Genomic DNA, 14,680 nt, shown 5'->3' with positions numbered 1-14,680 from the left:
GTCGTCTCCGTTAGCCGTCCATCGCTACACCATCGCTACACTACTCTCCTGCGTATTCGATCCGAATCTCCCACCGCTCGCTGGTCTGTGTCGTCTCGTAGGTGAACCCGCGCTGCTCGAGTACTCCGTACAACGGCTCGGGTTCGAAACTAGTGAGCAACAACAGCGTCTCCGAGCGATCGAGGGACTCGAGTGCGGCCATGATGTCGCCGAACGGTTCGCCGTCGATTTCGCGGACGTCGAGTACGTGCTCGCTGTCAGTGGCGGTCATAGTGAGGGTGACGTGGTCGTGATCGGTAGTGGTTATCCCGATCATATTCGTCGGTGTACTCATACCCGCCTCAGGCTTGGTCTCGGACTCGTACTCACACCTGTCTCATACTCACATCTGACCCATACCGAGACTCGATCGGAACCCCGTTCGATGGCGATCGATCTGCCCGGTTGGTCTCTGTTGTAGATTGCCCGTGTCATGAATGCCCACCATATAGTGGCTGCTAGTCCGTGGTGGTTGGGTGCGTCTCCTCCAGTAGGGCTCAACTAATGCCAACCAACGACACTCACTCACAGCCAGAATCGATGGCACACCGACAACAGACGGCTTCGTCACGGCCGCAGCTCGTGTTCACCTGCGATGCATGCTACCACCAGATTGAGGTCGACGAGTCTGTCGCAACAGCGATCACGCGACACGGCTGTCCGATCTGTGGCTCCGGTGTGACTGCAGCGTGTCTGCGTCGCGCTGCGGATACACCGCCGCCCGACCACTAATCGTCGCGTTTGATTTCGGTTCGGCGACCGCTCAGGTCCGTCGGCTCGAACTCGTAGAGCTGGATGTTCAGGTCTGGCTTCGATTGCCCCCAGATCTCGAACAGCGGCCGCTTCGCCTCGCCGTACTGTTCGATATGTGCTGCCGTGAGATCCTCGGGATCGATTTCGTCGATCGTTCCGACAGCGACGACGCTCTGATACGTCTGTCCTTCGTCGGCTTCCTCGTACACGACGAGGCGGACGCGTGGTGACGACTCGAGGAACTGTCGTTTTTCGCTTTCGGGTGTCGATACGAGCCGCATATAGAACGTTGCGCTCTCGGTGTCGTAGCCGTACGAAATCGGGATCGCGTACGGCGTTCCCGAGTCAGCGAGCGCGAGCACGCCTGTTTCGTGACGGCTGAGAAAGGCATCGATCTCTGCCTCCGTCATTTCGGTTTCCTCGGCGAGTGCCATAGTCGTACGCTGAGAGATGTGTGTGCGACAGTAAACCAGTTCCGTTCCAGTTCCCGATTCTGGTCTCGTTCCAGTTGCCGGTCGTTGCGGTGGTGTATCGGTGCGAGACGCCAGCACAGCGACTCACTGTCCGAGTACGTCCCCGAAAATCTTGCGCTGGGCCGCACTCAGATGTTCGGTTGCCGTCGACTGCGTAATCTCGAGTTCGGCTGCGACCTCCGTCGCGTTCGCCCCCTTCGGTCGCTCGAAGTAGCCCATCTGGTAGGCCGTCTCGAGTACCTCTTCCTGGCGATCCGTAAGCTTTCCCCGGTTGACGAACACCCGTTCTTCCGGGGTTCCCTCGAGTGGGGGCTGGAGCAGGCGTTTGACGTTGACGTTCGGAAAACGATCCCGGAACTCGTTCATGATCGTCTGTAGTTGCTCGAAATCGGTTGCGTGGAAGACGAGGGTGACGGTGCCGTCGTCGACGGTGTACCGGTGGACGGGACAGCCGAACGAGCCGAGACAGACACACGGGCATGGATTGTTCCGGTCCTCGTTACGGACCCAGCGGTAGAGGTTTGTCTCGCCGTAGGAGAACACCGGGCCGAACACTGATTCAGTAGCGAGGGGGTCGTCCGCTGGTGTGGTTGACTGTGATTGCTGCGTGTCGACATCGGTGGTGGCGTTTCCGTCGGTGTTGTCTTCGTCTGTCTCGCGGTGTCCACTTTGTTCGGGCGCATGAGGTCCACTTCGTTCGGATCCGTGGTGTCCACTTCGCTCGGACTGGTGGTGTTCATCGACGAGTGCCGCAACCGATACGTTGGTCTTCGCCAGAAACTCGGTCGTACTCTGGTCGTCTGCTGGTTGCGTGGCGGTCGTCGAGAGCTGATCGATCGTCGTCTCCGTGCGTCTCGAGAAGGCTGCAATCGGGCATCCGACCGGCGTCTCGAACGACACGGTCGCACGGATTCCAGACGACATGCGTGTTGGCAGTGGTTTGTCCTCCGGTATCTTGAACGTACGGTTCGGTCTCGCCTGTCCGGAGGCTTCTCAATGAGCAGTACAAGAGATGGGAACTTATTAGCACACGGCGTCTCAGCAACTACCAATGAGCACCTGTGAGGACTACACCTTCGTCTGCCCGGAGTGTACGCAGTCCATTACAGTCAACGCTTCCATGCGGGAGGCTCTCGTCGAAAATGGGTGCGTTATCTGTGGGGCGTCAGTCACGCAGAGCGCGTTCGATACTGCGTGTGACGAGTAGTTGCATTGCAGCGGGAGCCACACCGACCTGTAGCGTTGTGGACTGTTCGTACACGTCTTTTCGGTAGTGTTCCAGTCAGTTCTGTCCCCTTCGATCAGTCGCGCGTTCACCGATTCCCGGCATTGCTTATAAAGGTCCCACCATATCTGTGGATCACACTGGTTGGCTCCCCGCGACTATCCAGTAGTATGAGCCACTCGATGCAGGCGACGTCGCACCGAACCGCACCTACCGACCACAGCGATGACCAGCTCGCCGCCGACGGCGACGCCGACAAACTCCTCTCGATCCTTACTGACACTGACTGCCGAACGATTCTCGAAACGATCAGCGACACCGACGACTACCTCTCGGCGAGCGAGGTGTCCGACCGCTGTGACGTTCCGCTCTCGACGACCTACCGCAAGCTCGATCTTCTCACCGAGGCAGGCGTCCTCGAGGAACAACTTCGGATTCGGCGCTCCGGTCAGCACGTCAGCGAGTACACGCAGCGACTCGGCGCGGTCAATATCGCCATCGAGATGGACGACGGGATTGCGGTCGAACTCATGCATTGACATCCTCCACACGGCTGAAGCCGTGGGATTCCTCATTGGGATATTGTGGTTTACGACGTGATCTGTTCTTGAGGTGCAAACGCACCAGTTTCCTTGTCAAACAGGAACGTCGATGGCTGTGCCAACCAGCCGTTACTCCTATCACCACCATCCGTGGCGAGACTCGGAGATACTTTCTGGCGAATGTTCTCAGCACCGTTCACATCAGCGTTCGTCACCGCCCCGCACTCGTCGCAAACGTACAACCCGTGTTCAACACGGTTCGCCTTGCGCTCCCGACCACAGCACGAGCACGATTTTGATGTATCACGCTCGGATACCTGATCAACCGTGATGCCGTCCATCTCGGCTTTGTATTCGAGCAGGTTGGTGAAGCGGTCGAACGCCCACGAATGCAGGTCGAGGTTCCCGTGCTTACCCCAGTCCTTTGATTCGCTGTTCTCCTCATCCTCGCGGATATCGGAGAGGTTACCAACCACGATCGTTCCAACTCCCTCGTCAACACACCGCTGGACGATGTGTTTCGAGAGGGTGTGGAAGTAGTGGGTGCGGCGAGCCGATTTCTTCTGATTCAGGCGTGTGGCTTGCTCGGAGTCCGAATCGTCACACCGAGCGATGCGCTTGCTGAAGTAGTAGTCATCTTGCTTCAGGCAGTTGAGCGGGTACAGCTCGGCATGGCCATCTTCGTAGGCGAGGGCGGCGAAGTTGCTGATGCCGAGGTCAACACCCACGGTCTTCTCACCCGGTGCTTCGGACACTTCAACCTCGACGTTGCACACGAAGTGCAGTTCCCACTCGTCATCCGTCCAGACCGCTCGTACTTGTTGGACGCTCTCGACTGTAGAGAGGTCAACGTCGGGGCGAGTCTGGTATTCGCAGAGGATGAAGTCCGACCAGTACTCCTTCAGATTCGACCCTTTTGAGAGTCGAACGCGGTCGTACTGGGTGTCGAGTTTAAAGCCAGCGGCTTTGAACGTGACCGTGCTTCGTGGGTGGTCGTCGCCGTGTTTGCGGTAGCCGGGTGGGTTCGCTCTCGTATCTCCGTTGCGTCGTTTGCCGTACCAGCCGTTGAACGCCTCAGCGAGTTCTTGTAGGACTCGCTGTGCTCAATGAGCTTCGCTCATTGGCATCACGAGACGGCTTCGCCGTCTCGAACGAGCTTGACTGAGAATGGAGGTCATCGTAGCGTTCGTGGCTCTTGAGGTAGGCGGTGAGTTCGTCGTGTTCAGGGATGTAGTCGATTTCGTCCCTGACGCGACTGATCGTCCACCGGCCGACATTCCAGAGTTTACTGGCGGCGAACCCGAGCGAGTCAAGGTCGTCAGACACCTGTTGCTGGTTCCTGACGGAAGCAGTGTAGGTGCGAGTGACGACCTGTTTCGCCATACGTAATCTATGTAGAAAAACCTACTTGAAGGTATGGATCGTGCAACGTGGAATATCCGGCTTGTTGTGAAGCGTGGAACGGTGCAGCAGTGACGGCTTCATCCGCACGGCTAAAGCCGTGGGCTTTCGCCTGCAAATTCTGTAATCAACGGCCAAGACAGCACACAATTCGTTTCCGTTGGAAACAGACTGTAGTTACGAATCCACGACTTTCGCGCTCGTTAAGGGGGCGCTCTTCCTACCTCTCACCGATGGCAACCAGGAACGAACTTGCGGCAGCGACACTCGAGACGTTGCCGGTTACGGTCGCTGTTCTTGGGGGCGATGGCGAGATCCTGTTGACGAACGAGGAGTGGCGAACGTTCGGTCCGAACGAACAGCCGTCGGATCACGTCGGCGTCGATTACCTTGCCGCTGCGTCGACCACTGACGACGAACACGCAGCGCGCGCAGTCGACGGACTCGAGAGCCTTCTCGCGGGCGAGCAGCAGACGTTTGTGATGGAGTATCCGTGTCACTCGCCCGAGGAGAAGCGATGGTTCTCGATGTGGGCGCGGCAGTTCACCGTCGACGGCGAACGCCACGTCGTCGTCGTTCACCTCGATATTACGGAGCGGAAACTGGCCGAAATCGACGCCGAGGAGTCGGCGGCCCGCGTTCGCGCCGAACGGCAGGCACTCGCGGACGTCCTCGAACGAGTCGACGGACTGATCAGAGACGTCACCGACGCAGCCGTCACCGCAGGCACTCGCACCGAGATCGAACGACGCGTCTGCAGGCGACTCGCCGAAGAATCGTCCTACGAACTCGCCTGGATCGGCCGCGTCGACGTAACGAATCGCAAGATCACGCCCAGCGAGTGGGCCAGCCGAGACGAGGTGCCACTCGAGAACGACCGGCTCACGCTCGGTCAGGACGAGAGCCATCCGGCGGTCGAGGCACTCGAGACGGGTGACTCTCGCATTATTAGTGATCTCGACTCCTTCGAGGCGGCCGAGCAGTGGTGGCCGATCGCAGCGGGCGAGTACGTCGACGCCGTCGCTGCGGTCCCCATCGCCTACGGCGAGGTTACCTACGGCGTGCTCGTCGTCTTCGCCGCGGAGGCGGACGCGTTCGCAGACCGTGACGTGCTCGTCCTCGAGTCGCTGGCCGGAACGATCGCGACCGCGATCAACGCACTCGAGACCCGTCGGATGCTGACCACCGAGGCTGTCGTCGAACTCGAGTTGGCCATCGAGGACTCCTCGCTGTTCGTCACTGCGCTGGCTGCCGACCTCGCGGCGACGGTTACCTTCCGCGGAATCGCCTACGACGGCGACGGGACGCCGCTCGCGTTCGTCCACGTCGACCGACCGGAGGAAGTCGCGGTGACGGCAGCCGATACTGACGGGATCACTGCTGCGACGGTGCTCTCGACGACCGACGACGGGACGCTACTCGAGTTGACCCTCGACAGCGACGGCGGCTTCGTGTCGACGCTCGCCGAGCACGGGGCGGTGATTCGTCATCTCGAGACGGGGAGCGGCGTCGCCGACATGGCGCTCGAACTACCCAACGCGCAGTCGGGCCGGTCGATGTACGACTACCTGGTCGAGCACTTCGAGCAGGTCGAACTGATCAGCTACCAGGAAGTCGAGCGACCAGCCCAGACGGCACAGGATCTCATGTCCACACTCGAGTCGTCGCTCACCGAACGACAGCGAATGGCGCTTCGGAAGGCCTACTACGCGGAGTACTTCGAGTGGCCGCGCAGCATTTCCGGCGAGGAACTCGCCGAGTCGATGGATATCTCGCGGTCGACCTACCACCAGCACCTGCGACTGGCCCAGCAGAAACTTCTCGACGAACTGTTCGAGGGCGACACGGAGCCAGAAGCACACTAGAGGGCGAGCCGGAGCCGGGACCACACTAGTGTGGGTCAGCTGTTTTATCTCTCTCTCGGCTAGACCTGTCACCTGACGACCACCGTTGCGTCAGCGGAGAGAGAATGCACCTGCACCAGGGCCACATCGACTCGGACAAGGCGAAGGCGATCCAGAAGCGAACCGGGAAGACGTTCTACCTCGCGACCAGGTTCCTCCCCTCACGTGTTCGCCACGCAACGCACGTCCTCTACGGATTCTTTCGCATCGCGGACGAAGTCGTCGACGACGCCGCCGGGATGCCGCCGGCCGAGCAGCGCGCCGAACTCGAGTCCCTCCGCGCTCAGGCGCTCGGCGAGGTCGATGCCGACGATCCAGTTCTTGCGGCCTTTGCCGAGTTGAAAGATGCAGCTGAAATCGCGGACGAGGAGGTCGACGTCTTCATCGACGCGATGGCGTCGGACATCACGACGAGCCGGTACGAAACGTACGAGCAACTCGAGTCGTACATGCGCGGCTCGGCGGCGGCAGTCGGCGTGATGATGACCGCGATCATGGACATGGAACCCGAACTGGAGGACGCCGCGCTCCCGCATGCCATCGCGCTCGGCGAGGCGTTCCAGTTGACGAACTTTCTGCGCGACGTTCGCGAGGACATCGTCGAGCGTGACCGGATCTATCTGCCACAGCGGACACTCGACACGTATGGTGTCTCCGAGGCGCAAATCGAGCGCCTCGAGCACAGCCACTCGTTCGAGTCGGTGATGCGCGAGGAACTCCAGCGTGCAGAGAAACGATACCGTGAGGGCGTTGCCGGCATCCAGTATCTCCCCGCCGATTGCCAGTTACCGGTGTTACTCGCTGCAGTCCTCTACGCGGAACATCACGCGATTATTCGCGGCCAAGAGTACGACGTACTCACGTCGCCTCCATCGCTGTCGACGGCTCGCAAACTGCGGTGTCTCGCCAAAACGCGGTGGCACTGGCACTGGAATCGAGACCCGGAAGCGGTGTTCCGACGGGTGTCTGCGGTCCCGGTTGCGGACGGCGAGACGGAGTCACGGGGGTCTGGTCACGGTGGCGGTGTGCCGACGCAGTGACAATCGTTTTCGCCTGATATGGGCCGCTTATGGCCTTTATTCGACGTATTCACCGGAAACTTGGTGTGGTGCCAACTAGCCGAACTGTCACCTGTTACTGTGGTACGAGCTACCGCACCGGTAGAACAAAGAGCGGTGGAATGGACAACCGTTCTAGATGACGTCCACAGCAGCCACACTCGTCGAGACACTCGAGGACCTCGGCGTCGAGTACGTCTTCGGCTACCCCGGCGGCCGCGTGATCGAACTGTTCGAGGCGGTTCCCGACGCCGATATCGACCTCGTCCGACCGCGAGACGAGCGCGAGGCGAGCGTGATGGCCGAGATGTACGGCCGGCTAACCGGCGCTCCCGGCGTCCTCACCGGGCAGGGGCCGTGGATTGGCAGTATCGGCATGATCGGCCAGATGGAGGCCCGACTCGCCTCCTCGCCGATGGTCGTCCTCACCGAAGCCTCCGAGCGCGGCGAGTACTCGACGCTTGCGCCGTACCAGCAGGCTCGCGGCGATTACGGCGGCTTCAGCCTCCCGGATATTCTCGACGGTGTGAGCAAGGAGTGGTGGTTCCCGCGGACGCCGGTCGAAACGATCCGCTCGACGCAACTGGCGTTCAAACACGCCGTCGCCGGTCGTCCTGGCCCGACAGCGGTCGTGCTCGACGGGAACGCGATCACCGCTGACGTCCCACAAGAGCAGACGCCGCCGTTCTGGGACGCAGCGGCGCAGGCACGAACGTGGAACGCCGCGCCGACCGCGTCCGATGTCGCGTCGGCAGTGGAGGTACTCGAGTCCGCCGAGCGTCCGGTGATCATTGCGGGCAACGGCGTCCACGCCGCACAGGCGTACGACGAACTCGCAGCGGTCGCCGAGGCGTACGACTGTGCGGTCGTCACGTCCTACCTCGGCAAGTCGACGTACCCCGAAACCGACGAGCGTGCGGCGGGCGTTATCGGTTCCTTCGGTCACGAAGGTGCGAATCGCGTCGTCAGCGAGGCCGACACGCTGCTGGTCGTCGGCTGCCGGCTGAATCCGATGGACACCAACTGGCAGGCCCCCGAGTTCATCCGCCCCGACGAGCAAACGATCGTTCACGCCGATATCGACACGCGCAACGCTGGCTGGGTCTACCCCGCAGACGTCGGCCTGATCGGCGACGCCGCTGAGAGCCTCGCGGTGCTCGCCGAGGCAGGTTCGGGAGGCTCGTCGAACGGGTGGGCACTCGAGCGCGCCGCCGAGGCTCGCGAGTGGTTCGACGCACCCGAGTGTGCGGACGACTCGGCACCGATCAAGCCCCAGCGCGCCGCGAAGGCCATCCAGTCAGTCGTCGACGAGGACACCATCGTCACCGCCGACTCGGGGAACAACCGCTTCTGGCTGCTGTACTACCTCCAGACGCCCGCTGTCCGCACCTACTTCGGCAGTGGCGGCGTCGGTGGCATGGGCTGGGCCAACCCCGCTGCGGTGTCTGCGGCGCTCGCAACCGACGACGAAACGGACGTGATCGCCGTCGCCGGCGACGGCGGTTTCTCGATGACGATGAACAGCGTCGAAACCGCCGTCGAGTACGGCGTCGCGCCCACGTTCGTCATCCTGAACGACACCAGCCTCGGGATGGTTCGCCAGATGCAACACGCAGACGGCGATATTGCGGGAGTCGAGTTCCACGACACCGATTTCGTCGGCATCGCCGAGGCCTTCGGTGCGGTCGGCAAGCGGGTGACCGAGCCTGGTGAATTGGCGGGGGTACTCGAGTCCGCCAAGGCGGCGGACGTGCCGCACGTGATCGACGTGCGGATCGACCGCGAGGAAGATATGGCGGCGACGCTGTCGTCGTCGTTCTACGAGTCGGTTGGTGGCTTACACGAGTGAGCGGCTTCTTCCAACGGTGCCGACTGCGGCGATCGTCCGTCTCGCGGGCGTCCATCTCGGCGAGCGGACGAATCGGGCAGTGGAGACGGGGAGACACCGGACTGACTCACCAGGAACTTATGTGCCACGTCGGCGTACTCACACGTGAGGACATGGCGCTCTCACGACTCTCATCGAGCAGCGTTATAGCGGACGTAGGTGATTTAGTTCTTCTCGCCTCGATCCCGTTCCTCGTGGCGATCTCGCTGCTCGGTGTGTTTGGCTTCACCGCCATCGCTGCGGTGTTCTCGATCGTCTTCTTTGTCGGAGTAGTCCCGCTTCTGGTGTTGTTCGGTGACTCGCTGCTGACGGACGCGACCGACGACGAGAACGACCCGGTAGCGGATCTCCGTGACCAGTACGTCGATGGAGAACTCTCAGAAGCGGAGTTGGAACGTGCAGTTGGGCGTGAGCTCTCGAGCGACGATGGCGACGCCGATACTGATGGCGATACCACCGACAGTGATGATGGCGATCAGGGTGTCGTTTCTTCATCCGAAACAGAACGAACTCCGGAGTACGAGCGGCGGTAGTTCGACCGATTGTTCGAGACATACTCTGGCTACTACGGCGATGTGACGAGCGACTCGTGTGTGAAACACGTTCAGGCAAACGAGAACTGTTCCGGAAGCCTTGAGATTCACGGTCTGAAATACGGGCTATGGCCAGGGCCCGTCTCTTCACCTCGCTGTGCGTTCTCGTCTTCTTCATCAACCTCGCCAGGATCGTCTTTGCGCCCCTTCTCAATGTCTTTATCAGCGAGTTCGGTATCGGCGAGGCGACCGCAGGGCTCATCGTCACGCTCGCCTGGATCGGGAGTGCGGCCCCGCGCTTGCCCACCGGCTGGATTCTCACGAAGGTCCCCAGACACTACGTCGTGATTAGTTCCGGCTCGATTCTCGCGGTGTCGTCCGCAATCGCTGCAACGGCGACGACCGTCGAGCACCTGATGGTCGGTGCGTTCTTCATGGGAATCGCCTCGGGCGTCTACTTCGTCTCGGCGAATCCACTGCTGAGCGAACTGTATCCGGAGCGGATCGGCCGCGTGATGGGTATCCACGGCGCTGCGAACCAGATCGCGGCCGTCGTCGCTGCGCCGTTCGTCGCACTTACGTTGTTCGTCGACTGGCGACTCTCGCTGTGGGCGATTGCTGCCGGTGCTGCCGTCATCACGATCTACACGTGGTTCGTCGCCCGAGAGACCGAAATGCCGAGTGCGGGACAGGCGGATCGCAACTTCGTCGCTGGCGCGCTCTCGGAGTGGCGGCTCATCGCCACCGCGCTCGCCATCGTCGGCTTCGCGGTGTTCGTCTGGCAAGGCCTGTTCAACTTCTACGAACTGTACATGATACAGTCGAAGGGCCTCTCGGACCGTGCAGCCGGGCTGATGCTCACAATCGTCTTTGCCACCGGCGTTCCCGCCTTCTACTTCGGCGGTGACTTCGCCGACAGGCTTCCGCAGATTCCGTACCTGCTCGGTATCGTCGGCGTCTTCGCCGTGAGCGTGGTCGTCCTGACGATGGTCGAGAGTCTGGTCGGGTTGATCCTCATCTCCGTGATCGTCGGCTTCGTCATCCACTCGCTGTTTCCCGCGGTGGATACGTTTATGCTCGATACCCTTCCCGACTCGACGCGCGGGAGCGCCTATGCCGTATTCAGTTCCCTCTGGATGGCGACACAGGCGCTTGGCTCCTCAGCTGTGGGGACGCTCATCGAGCAGGGCTACACCTACGACGCGGTGTTCACCGGCGGTGCGCTCCTGTTGGGTGCGCTGATCGTCGTTCTCACCGTTCTCGAGCGGATGGGACGACTGCCGACGTAACTCTAGTTTGGACACCGCAATACGATAGCACCGCAAACTGGCGCTGGGATTTATGTCGCTCAGCGTGAATGCGATACCTATCCATGTCGTTCTACGACCGGCAGTTTATGGAGGGTACTCGAGGAACGCAGGCGGTCGACTGGGAGCAGCGCATCGACACCCAGCGCCTCCGCGAGGAGCGCAAAGCGAAGGCGCTCGAACGCCTTCAGGAGACCGACCTCGGGGCCATGCTCCTCGTCTCTGATCCGAACATCCGCTACGTGACTGGGCTGGCGATGACCGGCGGCAGCGGCGCAGATCACTACACCCTCCTTACCGAAAACGGCGATATCGTCCACTGGGATACCGCGGATCACGCGAGTAACCAGCGGTTCAACTGCCCGTGGCTTCACGACATCCGCTACGCCTGTCCGGGGCTCGGAAACGTCCCGCGGGCGTCCGGTAGTGCTTCGGCCCGCGAGTTCCTGCGCTCGAAGATGGCCGAAACGGTTCACGACGCGATGGAAGAGTACGGCGTCGCCGACGAGACGCTTGGAATCGACATCGGCAACGGGAGTCTCGTCTCGGCGTTCGAGGACCGCGGCGTCGATGTCGACGTCGGCACCGCACAGGCGGTAATGGAGGACGCTCGGAAGATCAAGACCGAAGACGAGATCGAGTGTTTGCGGATGGTTGCCGCGATCTGTGAAGCGGGCTTCCAGACCATCAAAGACACCGCGAAACCGGGAATGCGCGAGACGGATGTCTGGGGCGAAGCCGTCCGCGAACTCTGGCGTCACGGTGCATTCGTCGGCGGCGGCTACGTCACCTCGGGGCCGAACACGTGGCCCAAACATCAGGCGAACACCACGGACCGGGCAATCCGACCGGGCGACCTCGTCTACGCCGACTTCTACAACATCGGCTACCTCGGCTATCGATCGTGTTACTACCGCACCTTCTCGATCGGCCAGCCAACGCAGGCACAGCAGGACGCCTACGAGAAAGCACGGGACGATCTGTACAACGTACTCGAGCGCATCGAGCCCGGCGCGACGACCGATGAGATTTGCCAGGCGTTCCCGGACGAGGAGGGGGAGCATATGGACTGGTACGACGCCGACGAGTTCTGGGAGATGACGACGAATCACTGGGCGCACGGCCTTGGCCTCCAGCTCTACGAGGTGCCGCTGATCTGGCGCGGCCTCTCGCCGGATCACCCGATCGAGATCGAGGAGGGGATGACGATGGCCGTCGAGACGATGCAGCCGGCGGACAGACAGGGCGTCCGCGTCGAGGAGATGGTCGTCGTCCGCGAGAACGGCGTCGAAATCCTGAGCCAGTGGCCGGTTGAGGAGATTACGGTCATCGACCACTGATCGGAGCATGTCAGGACGTCTGATTAGTACGACAAATCTGATGAATTAGTTAAGTTCTCTCGGGTAGCCAGAGAACGGTGATGATCCGAGAGAGTACACGGCGAAGAATGTTGCAACTGACCGGTGGAACGCTCGCTATCGGGTTCCTCGGCACTACTGTGAGCGCACAGGACGACGAACCCATCGAAGCAGAGACGGAGATCATGTTCGACGGACTGACCGAGGGCTGGGTCGGCGTCGAACCCGAGGAGATCGAAGACGAAGAGAACCCAACCCTGATTCTCACCGAGGGTGATGCCTATGAGATTACCTTCGAGAACATCGATGGGGCGGAGCACAACATCGAAATCGTCGACGAAGATGACGAGGTCGTCGACGAGTACGAAACCGACACGAACTCGGAGGAAGGAGAAACCGAGACGCTCGAGATCGACGAGGTAACTGACGAGATGGCCGAGTACGTCTGCCGACCGCACCAGGAAACGATGCGTGGCGAGATCGACGTCCAATAACCCCACTTTTCCGACGTTCCCGACCTTTGTTTTGCCCGGCGGACGATCTACTCGACAAAAATCACAACTCGAGTGTGTGACTGACTTCGTGGTGTGCCACTGTCTCGTGTTGCGCTCACCAAATCCCACGGTTCCTGCGGCACGACCCATATCGTTGCAGTTCGTGTCAACGGTTAAGTTAGTCCACGTACACGGTGGCGTATGAAACTCGGCACCGGCCTCTTCACCGGCCAACGGCGACCGGACGACGACCGCGAGATGGCCGCGCTGTACGACGAACTCCGGACGGTTACACGCGAAGCCGAAGCCGCCGGACTCGACAGCGCGTGGGTCTCCGAACACCACTTCGCCGAGGACGGCTACCTCTCCGGGACGATGCCGACACTCGGCGCGATGGCCGCCGACACCGAGGAAATCGAAATCGGAAGCTGTGTCGCCCTCGGACCGCTGTACGACCCGATCCACCTCGCGGAAGACGCCGCAACGGTCGACCTGCTCTCGGACGGCCGACTCACCCTCGGCCTCGCAATCGGCTCGAACCCCGACGAGTTCGACATCTTCGGTGTCCCTCGTGAAGAGCGCGCGGAACGCCTCGCCGACCTCGTTTCGTTTCTCGACGGTGCCTGGAGTGCGGGGGAACTCGAGTACACCTCGAATTTCCACGACATCCCGACAGATGTCTCGATCACGCCGAAGCCGACCGGCGACTCGGTTCCGATCATGCTCGGCGGGGCAGCCAAACCGGCCGTGCGGCGCGCTGCTCGCACTGGGGAGGGCTGGTGTGCGCCCTCCTCGCTGTCCGTCGAGGGCGTGCGAAAGCGCGTCGAGGACATCCGCCGAGTCCGCGACGAAGAAGGTATCGACGGCGAGTTCACGGTCTACGTCCTTCAGCACGGCTGGGTTGGCGACTCCCGCGAGGATGCCTGGGTGACCATGCGCGACGGCTACTTCTACATCCAGCGCCGCTACGCAGAGATTTTCTCGGGCGAGTCCGTCGACGAACTCGACGACGAGCGAAAACAGGAACTGAAGGAGCAGGCCATCTTCGGCACCCCCGAACAGGTGACGGCGGAACTCGAGTCCTACCGTGATGCGCTCGGCGACGACATCCATGTCATCTTCCGGACGGCGCACCCGGGTGTCGGAACCGACGAAATGGTCGACTGTGTCCGCCGACTCGGCGAGGAGGTCGCGCCGCAGTTCCGGTAGCGCCGGCCACGACGGACGAGAACTGGAGATTCAGTTGCTCATCCCTGACGGGAGGCACGATACCCAGACACGGACTCGGTGACCAGATAGGCGGCCAGCGTGACGACGAGCACGATGTAGCCAAGGGACTCGAGTGGGATTGTCGCGATAGCGCGACCGCCACCGTAGAAGATCGCCGCTCCGGCGGCGAGGAGGACGACGAGCGTCGCGACGTAGCGCCACCGTGCCTCGACCGGGATCAGTCCGTCTTCGCCCCGGAGTGCGAGGTAGAAGTGTGCACCGCCGAGGACGAGTCCGTAAAAGAGGAGGAACACTGCGACTGGCGCGGGACCCGTTTCGGGGCCGATTCCGGTGTATTCGACCAGTGCGAGGACGAGGAGACCGATCGTGACGGAGACGATGTGGACGAGTGTATCGCGGGAGACCATAGGTCGAGTTCGCAACCAACATCTATAGCTTTTATGACGTGTTCCGAGTCGGATGACGTGTTTCGAGC

At 61.4% G+C, this 14,680-nt stretch carries 15 protein-coding genes and 1 pseudogene; 11 read left to right on the top strand and 5 right to left on the bottom strand.

The window, feature by feature from the left end:
- Positions 1–40: 40 nt before the first annotated feature.
- Positions 41–271 carry a DUF2249 domain-containing protein gene (locus BBD46_RS02270; protein WP_071400169.1) on the bottom strand — a complete coding sequence of 77 codons (231 nt, stop codon included), beginning with the start codon at positions 269–271 and terminating at the stop codon, positions 41–43.
- A 272-nt stretch (positions 272–543) separates the two neighbouring features.
- Here BBD46_RS02270 and BBD46_RS02265 point away from each other — a divergent pair, with 272 nt between their 5' ends.
- Positions 544–771, top strand: coding sequence for a DUF7560 family zinc ribbon protein (locus BBD46_RS02265; protein ID WP_071400138.1), 228 nt, complete (start codon positions 544–546; stop codon positions 769–771).
- Here BBD46_RS02265 and BBD46_RS02260 read toward each other — a convergent pair.
- Together BBD46_RS02260 and BBD46_RS02255 are read right to left on the bottom strand one after the other, a co-directional pair.
- The gene (locus BBD46_RS02260) at positions 768–1,226 is read right to left on the bottom strand and encodes a pyridoxamine 5'-phosphate oxidase family protein (protein WP_071400137.1); all 459 of its coding nucleotides are present in this window, start codon (positions 1,224–1,226) and stop codon (positions 768–770) included. The genes BBD46_RS02265 and BBD46_RS02260 overlap by 4 nt on opposite strands.
- A gap of 123 nt (positions 1,227–1,349) precedes the next feature.
- Positions 1,350–2,189, bottom strand: a complete 840-nt coding sequence (locus tag BBD46_RS02255; protein WP_071400136.1) for a helix-turn-helix domain-containing protein — start codon at positions 2,187–2,189, stop codon at positions 1,350–1,352.
- A 127-nt stretch (positions 2,190–2,316) separates the two neighbouring features.
- On the opposite strand from BBD46_RS02255, the gene BBD46_RS22495 reads away from it, so the two are divergent.
- On the top strand, positions 2,317–2,472 hold the full coding sequence (locus BBD46_RS22495) for a DUF7560 family zinc ribbon protein (protein WP_169331423.1): 156 nt from the start codon (positions 2,317–2,319) through the stop codon (positions 2,470–2,472).
- Between the two features lie 188 nt (positions 2,473–2,660).
- Positions 2,661–3,029 (top strand): winged helix-turn-helix domain-containing protein, encoded by a 369-nt coding sequence (locus tag BBD46_RS02250; RefSeq protein WP_071400135.1) that lies wholly within the window; start codon positions 2,661–2,663, stop codon positions 3,027–3,029.
- A gap of 50 nt (positions 3,030–3,079) precedes the next feature.
- On the opposite strand, the pseudogene BBD46_RS02245 reads toward BBD46_RS02250, so the two are convergent.
- Positions 3,080–4,415, bottom strand: a pseudogene (locus BBD46_RS02245) (RNA-guided endonuclease InsQ/TnpB family protein).
- A 251-nt stretch (positions 4,416–4,666) separates the two neighbouring features.
- Here BBD46_RS02245 and BBD46_RS02240 point away from each other — a divergent pair.
- The 8 genes from BBD46_RS02240 to BBD46_RS02205 all read left to right on the top strand — a co-directional run bounded on the left by BBD46_RS02240 (position 4,667) and on the right by BBD46_RS02205 (position 14,184).
- Positions 4,667–6,298: a bacterio-opsin activator domain-containing protein gene (locus tag BBD46_RS02240; protein WP_071400134.1), complete on the top strand. Its 1,632-nt coding sequence runs from the start codon at positions 4,667–4,669 to the stop codon at positions 6,296–6,298.
- Positions 6,299–6,408: 110 nt separating this feature from the next.
- Positions 6,409–7,377, top strand: coding sequence for a phytoene/squalene synthase family protein (locus BBD46_RS02235; RefSeq protein ID WP_071400168.1), 969 nt, complete (start codon positions 6,409–6,411; stop codon positions 7,375–7,377).
- Positions 7,378–7,534: 157 nt separating this feature from the next.
- Complete coding sequence (locus tag BBD46_RS02230) at positions 7,535–9,244, top strand: thiamine pyrophosphate-binding protein (protein ID WP_071400133.1); 1,710 nt, start codon at positions 7,535–7,537, stop codon at positions 9,242–9,244.
- 152 nt (positions 9,245–9,396) lie between these two features.
- On the top strand, positions 9,397–9,816 hold the full coding sequence (locus BBD46_RS02225) for a hypothetical protein (protein ID WP_071400167.1): 420 nt from the start codon (positions 9,397–9,399) through the stop codon (positions 9,814–9,816).
- A gap of 128 nt (positions 9,817–9,944) precedes the next feature.
- Positions 9,945–11,105, top strand: coding sequence for an MFS transporter (locus BBD46_RS02220; RefSeq protein ID WP_071400132.1), 1,161 nt, complete (start codon positions 9,945–9,947; stop codon positions 11,103–11,105).
- 83 nt (positions 11,106–11,188) lie between these two features.
- The gene (locus tag BBD46_RS02215) at positions 11,189–12,463 is read left to right on the top strand and encodes a M24 family metallopeptidase (protein ID WP_071400131.1); all 1,275 of its coding nucleotides are present in this window, start codon (positions 11,189–11,191) and stop codon (positions 12,461–12,463) included.
- A 107-nt stretch (positions 12,464–12,570) separates the two neighbouring features.
- Positions 12,571–12,975 carry a plastocyanin/azurin family copper-binding protein gene (locus tag BBD46_RS02210; RefSeq protein WP_253184472.1) on the top strand — a complete coding sequence of 135 codons (405 nt, stop codon included), beginning with the start codon at positions 12,571–12,573 and terminating at the stop codon, positions 12,973–12,975.
- A 201-nt stretch (positions 12,976–13,176) separates the two neighbouring features.
- Positions 13,177–14,184, top strand: a complete 1,008-nt coding sequence (locus BBD46_RS02205; protein ID WP_071400129.1) for an LLM class flavin-dependent oxidoreductase — start codon at positions 13,177–13,179, stop codon at positions 14,182–14,184.
- Positions 14,185–14,222: 38 nt separating this feature from the next.
- On the opposite strand, the gene BBD46_RS02200 is transcribed toward BBD46_RS02205, so the two are convergent.
- Complete coding sequence (locus BBD46_RS02200) at positions 14,223–14,612, bottom strand: hypothetical protein (protein WP_071400128.1); 390 nt, start codon at positions 14,610–14,612, stop codon at positions 14,223–14,225.
- Positions 14,613–14,680 lie beyond the last annotated feature (68 nt).

The organism is Natrialba sp. SSL1 (genome assembly GCF_001861355.1).
Classification (GTDB): Archaea; Halobacteriota; Halobacteria; order Halobacteriales; family Natrialbaceae; genus Natrialba.
This window is presented reverse-complemented; position numbering and strand designations above follow the sequence as displayed.